Here is a 228-nt window from a genome sequence, read left to right on the forward strand (position 1 = left end):
GCAAGAATTTCAGCCTGCAGTTCGAGTCGGATCCGGCCACGGGCAACATGGGCTATCGCGTCATCACGACCGATCCCAACGCCAATCCGCCGGTGCCGCCGGTTACCACGCCCGCGCCGCCGGCCGCCCCGACCGCGTACACGCCGGATGCATCGATCGATTTCGGCGGCGTCTCGGTCGTGGTCAAGGGAACGCCGCAGAACGGCGACGTGATCGACGTGCAAAGCG

General features: G+C 66.7%; 1 protein-coding gene. It reads left to right on the forward strand.

Features of this window, described 5'->3' with window-relative positions:
- The coding region (locus R0J88_RS24285; RefSeq protein ID WP_410901498.1) for a hypothetical protein at nucleotides 1–228 on the forward strand (228 nt) is incomplete at both ends.

The organism is Pseudoalteromonas sp. SIMBA_162, from assembly GCF_046535955.1.
In the GTDB taxonomy this organism is placed as follows: Bacteria; Pseudomonadota; Gammaproteobacteria; order Enterobacterales; family Alteromonadaceae; genus Pseudoalteromonas; species Pseudoalteromonas marina.